Raw genomic sequence first — 6,694 nt, forward strand, 5'->3', positions numbered from 1 at the left:
CGACGGCCCCGCGGCCCTGGCCCTGCTCCACCGCGATGACCCGCAGCAGCCGCCACCGCAGCTGGTGCTGCTGGATCGGGCGGCAGGGGCCGAGGAGATTCGCGGGGCCTGCGGAGAGCCGCCGCCGCGGATCCTGCTGATCGTGCGGGCTGGCCATAGCCAGGTTCTGGAGGCCTCCGGCCTGCCCGCCGGCGTGGATGGCGTGCTCGACCAGCCGATCACCGCCACGGCACTGGCGGCCGCCCTGGCCGGTTTCGAGGTCACCCTCGGGGCCGAGGAGGGCACGACGACGGAATCTCCGGCCAACCCTGGCGGAGCCGGCGCAACGGCAGACGAGACCGCAGCTGCCCCGAAGCCCCTGGAGGGCCTGCATCTGCTGGTGGTGGATGACAACCGGCTCAACCGCCACCTGGCCCTGCGGATCTTCGGCAACGAGGGGGCGAGCATGAGCCAGGCGGAAGGGGGCCAGCAGGCCCTCGACTGGCTGGCGGCCCATCCCGGCAGCGCCGATCTGGTGCTGATGGATCTGCAGATGCCCGGCCTGGATGGCTGCGCGGCCACCCGGCAGATCCGGGCCCAGCAGAGCCTGGCCCACCTGCCGGTGGTGGCCCTCAGCGCCGGGGCCACCACCGGGCAGCGGCAAGCCGCCCTGGAGGCGGGGATGGACGCCTTTCTGACCAAGCCGTTCGACGTGGCCGAGGCCATCGCCCTGATCCGCCGGCTCTGCGGCCGCGAAGGCCCGCTCCCCTGATGCTCAGCTGGGGGGCCACCACCGCGGCCGGCGCAGACAGCGCTAAGGCAGCGGTTCCGGGGTGGGCGCCCAGCGCCGCACCATCTCCAGCAAGGCCTCCAGCCGCACGGGCTTGGTGAGGACATCGTTCATGCCGGCGGCGAGGCACTCGCGGCGGTCGGAGGCAGCGGCATTGGCGGTCACGGCAATGATCGGCACCGGCACCAGCCCGCCGGCCAGCTCACGGCGGCGGATCTCCCGGGTGGCGGCGAAACCGTCCAACTCGGGCATCTGGCAGTCCATCAGGATCAGATCCCAGGCCCCTTCCTCCCAGAGCGCAACGGCCTCGCGCCCGTTGGTCGCCTTGCCCAGCACCGCCGGGAATGGGGCCAATCCAGGGGTGGCGGCAGAGGCCAGCATGCGCTCGAGGATGCGCTGATTGAGCTGGTTGTCTTCCGCCATCAGCACCCGAACGGGGCGCGAAACCGCGTTCGCCGGCGCCGCAGACGTTGACACCCCGGCCACCGACCGCTCAGCCGGCGGTTCGGCGACGGGCAGGGGCAGGAGTACCCGCAGGGTGGTGCCCTGCTCCTCGGCGCTCTCGAGCGTGATCGTGCCGCCCAGCAGCTCCACCAGACGCCGGCTGATCACCAGCCCCAGGCCCGTGCCGCCAAAGCGGCGCCCGGTGGACGCATCACCCTGCTGAAACGGCTGGAACAGGCGCGCCTGGTGCTCGGCCGGGATGCCGATGCCGGTATCGATCACCTCAAGCCGGTAGGCCCCCGCTTCGCCCTGCTGCCGCACCCGGATCTCCCCAGGGGCAGGGGTGAACTTGACGGCGTTGCCGATCAGGTTGGAGAGCACCTGCCGCAGGCGGGACGCATCACCCAGCAGCCAGGCCGGCAGTTCGGGGCCGTTCTCCAGCCGCAGCTCCACCCCCGCCGCCAGGCTGGGCCGATACAGATCCACCACCTGGGCGGCCAGGCGCCGCGGCTCGAAGGGAGCCGCCTGCAGCGCCAGCTGACCCGCCTCGATGCGGGAGAAATCGAGCAGATCGTTGAGCAGCACCAGCAGCCCATCGCCACTGGCCTGGATCGCCGCAAGCAGCTCCCGCTGATCGGCCGAGAGCGGCGAGGAGGCGAGCAGCTGGGCAGCGCCGAGCACGCCGTTGAGCGGGGTGCGGATCTCGTGGCTCATGTTGGCCAGAAACTCGGTCTTGGCACGGGAGCCCGCCTCGGCCCGTTCCTTCGCCTCAAGCAGTTGGCCGGCCTGCCGGTCGCGCTCCACCTCCACCCGCAGTTTCTGCTGCTCGATCGCCCCGAGCAGCATCGCCGTAAGCGATTCCACCCCCAGGAAGGCCTGCAGCGAAAGCATCCGATCATTGAGGGTGGCGAAACCGGCGAAGGGGCCGAGGCCGCCCAGGGTGGGCAGGGTGGCCCCCAGGGCCAACAGCACCACCTGCAGCGCGACCACCCGGGAGGAGCAGCGCAGGGCCCCCCAGAGCAGGGGAAGAAAGCAGAAGTAGGTGCCACTCAGCTGCCGCGCCGCCGACTGCGACACCCCGCCGAAGATGACCAGGGCCACCACCACGGTGCTCAGCAGCACCATCGCCTTTTCCCAGGAGCCGGCCTTGAAGCGGGCGCCCCGCAGGCGCGGATCGGGGCGGGCCAGGAACAACGGTGCGACCAGAATCCCGCCGAGCCAGTCGCCCCGGGCCCAGGTGGTGGCCACATCCGGCCAGATCTCCCAGGGGATTGCCCCTGCCAGGGCCAGGGCCGTGGCCCCCGCCAGGGCCGCCACCGCAGCCTGGATCGCCGCCGCCGCCGCCAGGTTCAGATAGTCGAGGGGACGATCGATGCGGCTGCCGATCCCCCAACGGTGCAGATAGGCCAGCGCAAGCAGCAGACCCACCAGGGAGCCGGCGGCCGGCAGCAGGGCCAGCGCCAGCGGCACCTCACTGCCGAGCACCTGGCCCCCCAGCAGCCAGGCCTTGAGCTGGGGGCCCTCGGCGAACACCAGGAACTGGCCGAAGAACACCCCCACAGCCACGGCGCCGCGCCTGGTGCCGCAGCGCAGCCCCAGACCGAGGGCGACCCCCGCCGCCAGCCAGAGGGGCGAGATCGTGGTGCCCTGAAACACCAGGTTCTGACCGAGCAGCCCGGTAGCCACATAGGCGAGAAAGGCGAACAGACCGGTGGCGGCCATGGGACTGATCCCCCCGAGGAAGCGGGCCCTGGAGGCGCTCATGGGGAGGTGCCAGACGCGAGAGAGGGGCCAGCAGCGGAGGAGCACACCACCCGGTTCCGCCCGGCCTGCTTGGCGCTGTAGAGCGCGGCATCGGCCCGCGCCAGAAACTCCTGGAGCGATTCCTCCGGCTGGATCAGCGCCACGCCGATGCTCAGGGAAATGCAGAGGTCGCCCTGCTCGAACGGAATCGGCTCGGCCACGTGCCGGCGAATCTTTTCGGCCAGGGCGAGCACCCCCGACTCGGGTGCCTCCCCCGTCTCCGTCCCCACACCCTCCAGCAGCACCACCAGCTCATCCCCACCGAAGCGCGCAGCCAGATCGGAGTGGCGGATGGAGCTGCGCAGGCGATGGGCCACCACCCGCAGCACCGCGTCACCGGCGGCATGGCCCTGCCCGTCGTTGATCGCCTTGAAGTGGTCGATGTCGCAGAACAGCGCGGCCAGCGGCAGATCGGAGCGGCGCCGGCCGTCCATGGCTGACAACCGCTCCTCCAGGCCGCGGCGGTTGAGCAATCCGGTGAGCAGATCGTGCCGGGACTCCTGCAGGAGGCTGGCCTCGGCTTCCACCTGTTCGGTCACATCGAGGATCTGGCCGATCACCTCCATCACGGTGCCGTCGTTGTTTCGGCGGCAGGAGACCGAGAGATCACCCCAGAGCACGCTGCCGTCGTGATGGAGGAAGCGCTTCCGCAGCCGGTAGGAGCTGCGGGTTCCATCCAGCAGCGCCGCCGCCAGGGCCTGATCCTTGGCGAGATCCTCGGGGTGGGTGAGGGACTGCCATGTGAGCCCGAGGAGCTCCCTCTCCGTGCGTCCGAAGAAGCGACACAACGCGGGATTCACCTGCAGGAACCTGCCCACGCCCGGCGCGCAGAGGCACATACCGATCGGAGCTGCAGAGATGATGCTGCGAAGGGCCTTCTCAGAGCTGGCCAGGGCCTGGCGCGCCAACTGCTCCGGGAGGTTGTCGCGCCAGCTGCCCACGATGCTCGTCACCCGACCAGACCCGGAACGCAAGCCCCGACCTGTCACAGCCACACTGCGGTAATCGCCCTGGCGGCAGCGGACACGCAGGTCGAAGTGGTGGGCTTCGCCGCGCCGAAAGAAGGCATCGGCTTCGCGCAGCCTGTCGATGTCATCGGGGTGAACGAACTGCCCGAAGGGCCTGCCGATCAGATCCCGGGGCCGCCAGCCGGTGAGGGCATGCACGGAACTCGACACCCACTCGGTCACCCCCTGCGGCGAGGCCGAGAACACCACATCGGAGGCGTACTCGGCCATCAGGCGATAGGAACGTTCCAGCTGCAGCCGTTCGCGGGTCAGCGCCAGGGCCAGCATCACGACCATGGCCATGGCCAGTATCCGCACCCAGTACATGGGAGTGGTGTGGAGGCCCTGGAGGGCACCAACGGCCAGAGCCATCAGCAGGGCCACTCCTGCCATGGCCAGGGTGTGCCGGAGAGAAAGCAGCCCAGCGGCCAGCAGGACCGGCACCAGGTAAAAACTGGCCAGCGGGATGTGGGGCGGCGTGGCCAGGTCCAGCAGGCCGATCCCCAGCAGCAGCACCCAGAGGGTGACCGGTGTGCTGAACAACTGAGCCAAGGGGACACCGCGACGGCTCCCTGTCATTCGCACCCCCTTCTCCTCAGCCTCACTCTCCAGCTTGGTCAATGCTCACCCTCCAGGCCAGGGAGCCGCTGGAACGGTTGCAGCAGCTCCAGCACCTGCGGGTCCGTGAGCTGCTCGAACCGCTCGAACCACAGACCCACCGCCAGCAGGTCGTCCACCACCGCCAGGGCTTCAAAACGATCGAGCTGACGCTTCAGATCGATCGCCACGGCCCGGTCCACCACTGGAACCGCCAAGGTGAGGGAGGCCGGCTGCAGCTGGCGCAACGAACGCAGGGCCGCCTGCACGGTCATGCCGGTGGCGATGCCGTCGTCCACCACGATCAGGTGGCGGCCCCGCAACGCTCCGGGCTCCGGATCGCCGAACAGCCGCTGGCGCCGGGCCAGCTCCCGCTCCTGCTCCTGCAGCCAACCCAGCTGGCGGGCGGCGGCAGCCTGGCCGCTGGCCTCGACGCCATCGCGCCACACCACCACCCCAGCGGCTGCCATCCCACCGCCTGTCATCCCACGGCCCACCTTCACAGACGCAGCCACAGGGCCGGCCGCGACGGCGCCGATCGCCACCTCCGGATCGGCCGGATCCGCCACCTTGCGCACCGACCAGGTGCTGAGAGGCAACTGGAGCCGGTCCGCCATCGCCGCCGCCACGGGGACACCGCCGCGAGGCAATGCCAGCAGCAGGCTGGCTGGCTGGCAGGGCGATGCCAGGCCAAAACGCTCCGCCAACGCCAGCCCCGCCTGGCGGCGATCGAACCAGAGCGGTGGATCGAAAGACACGGTCGATCCAAGCAGGCAACGGAGGAGCAAGACAACCTCCCTGCCGCTGCATAGGGTGAAACGGCATGCATCCCAGGGAAGGGACGAACGCTCATGGCCATCAGGATCGGCATCAACGGCTTCGGCAGGATCGGGCGTCTGGTATTTCGCCGCGCCTGCCAGCTCGATGACGTGGAGGTGGTGGCGATCAACGACCTGATCGATGTGAACTACATCGCCTACATGCTTCGTTACGACTCCACCCACGGCCGCTTCGGCGGATCGGTGGAGGTACAGAACGGCCAGCTGGTGGTGGATGGCAAGGCGATCCGCATCACCGCCGAGCGCGATCCCGCCAACCTGCGCTGGAGCGAGGTGGGTGCCGACTACGTGCTCGAATCCACCGGCTTCTTCCTCACCGATGAGGCCGCCCGCGCCCACCTGCGCGCCGGCGCCAGGCGGGTGGTGCTGTCTGCCCCGTCGAAAGACGACACGCCGATGTTCGTGATGGGGGTGAACCACACCACCTACGCGGGCCAGGAGATCGTGTCGAACGCCTCCTGCACCACCAACTGCCTGGCGCCCCTGGCCAAGGTGATCCACGACAACTTCGGCATCGCCGCCGGGTTGATGACCACGGTGCACGCCACCACCGCCACCCAGAAAACGGTGGACGGCCCCTCGGTGAAGGACTGGCGGGGCGGCCGCGGCGCCGGCCAGAACATCATTCCCTCCTCCACCGGTGCCGCCAAGGCGGTGGGCCGGGTGATCCCGGCCTTGAACGGCAAGCTCACCGGCATGGCCTTCCGGGTGCCCACCCCGAACGTGTCGGTGGTGGACCTCACCGTGAACCTGGAGCGGCCCGCCAGCTACGACAGCATCAAAGCGGCCGTGAAGGCCGCCTCGGAAGGGGAGCTGGCCGGCATCCTCGGCTACACGGAGGATGAGGTGGTGTCCACGGATTTCCTGGGGCAGTCGTGCACGTCGATCTTCGATGCCAAGGCCGGCATCCCCCTCACCGATACCTTCGTGAAGCTGGTGAGCTGGTACGACAACGAGTGGGGCTATTCCTGCAAGTGCCTCGACCTGATGCGCCACATGGCCACGGTGTGAGCGGGCCAGGCTCCTGACGGTGTGAGGTCAGGGCGGGTCGGTGAGGAACCACTGCTGCACCAGGCCTGGATCACCGCTGCTGGCATCCCCGCCGGCGGTGATCACGGCCAGGTAGTGCCCGGCGGCATTCACCCAGAGAAAGCGGCAGAAGCCCTGCCCCGTGCTGGAACAACCCCAGGCCTCGGGATGGTCGCGGCAGCGCCGGTCGTCCGGCAGGCAGCCCT

The 6,694-nt window shown here is 69.7% G+C and carries 6 protein-coding genes; 2 read left to right on the forward strand and 4 right to left on the reverse strand.

What is annotated here, in order from left to right; translation table 11 throughout:
• The coding region (locus tag VB716_RS13225; RefSeq protein WP_323270733.1) for a response regulator at nt 1-751 on the forward strand (751 nt) is incomplete at its 5' end.
• A 42-nt stretch (nt 752-793) separates the two neighbouring features.
• Here VB716_RS13225 and VB716_RS13230 read toward each other — a convergent pair.
• The 3 genes from VB716_RS13230 to VB716_RS13240 form a co-directional block, all read right to left on the reverse strand.
• Nucleotides 794-2,977 carry an ATP-binding protein gene (locus VB716_RS13230; protein ID WP_323270734.1) on the reverse strand — a complete coding sequence of 728 codons (2,184 nt, stop codon included), beginning with the start codon at nt 2,975-2,977 and terminating at the stop codon, nt 794-796.
• Nucleotides 2,974-4,575, reverse strand: coding sequence for a diguanylate cyclase (locus tag VB716_RS13235; RefSeq protein ID WP_323270735.1), 1,602 nt, complete (start codon nt 4,573-4,575; stop codon nt 2,974-2,976). The genes VB716_RS13230 and VB716_RS13235 overlap by 4 nt, the downstream gene beginning before the upstream one ends.
• A 65-nt stretch (nt 4,576-4,640) precedes the next feature.
• The gene (locus VB716_RS13240; RefSeq protein WP_323270736.1) at nt 4,641-5,378 is read right to left on the reverse strand and encodes a phosphoribosyltransferase; all 738 of its coding nucleotides are present in this window, start codon (nt 5,376-5,378) and stop codon (nt 4,641-4,643) included.
• 93 nt (nt 5,379-5,471) lie between these two features.
• Here VB716_RS13240 and gap point away from each other — a divergent pair, with 93 nt between their 5' ends.
• Entirely contained in the window at nt 5,472-6,470 is a 999-nt protein-coding gene (gap, locus tag VB716_RS13245) for a type I glyceraldehyde-3-phosphate dehydrogenase (protein ID WP_197158300.1), read from the forward strand.
• A 27-nt stretch (nt 6,471-6,497) separates the two neighbouring features.
• Here gap and VB716_RS13250 read toward each other — a convergent pair.
• Nucleotides 6,498-6,694 (reverse strand): hypothetical protein (locus tag VB716_RS13250; RefSeq protein ID WP_323270738.1); only part of this gene is annotated, 197 nt, incomplete at its 5' end.

It is taken from the genome of Synechococcus sp. CCY9201 (genome assembly GCF_034931105.1).
Lineage (GTDB): Bacteria > Cyanobacteriota > Cyanobacteriia > PCC-6307 > Cyanobiaceae > CBW1002.

Bases quoted from the DNA above. Each gene is read 5' to 3' on its own strand.
- VB716_RS13230 (WP_323270734.1), bottom strand. From the start codon at position 2,977: ATGAGCGCCTCCAGGGCCCGCTTCCTCGGGGGGATCAGTCCCATGGCC.
- gap (WP_197158300.1), top strand. From the start codon at position 5,472: ATGGCCATCAGGATCGGCATCAACGGCTTCGGCAGGATCGGGCGTCTG.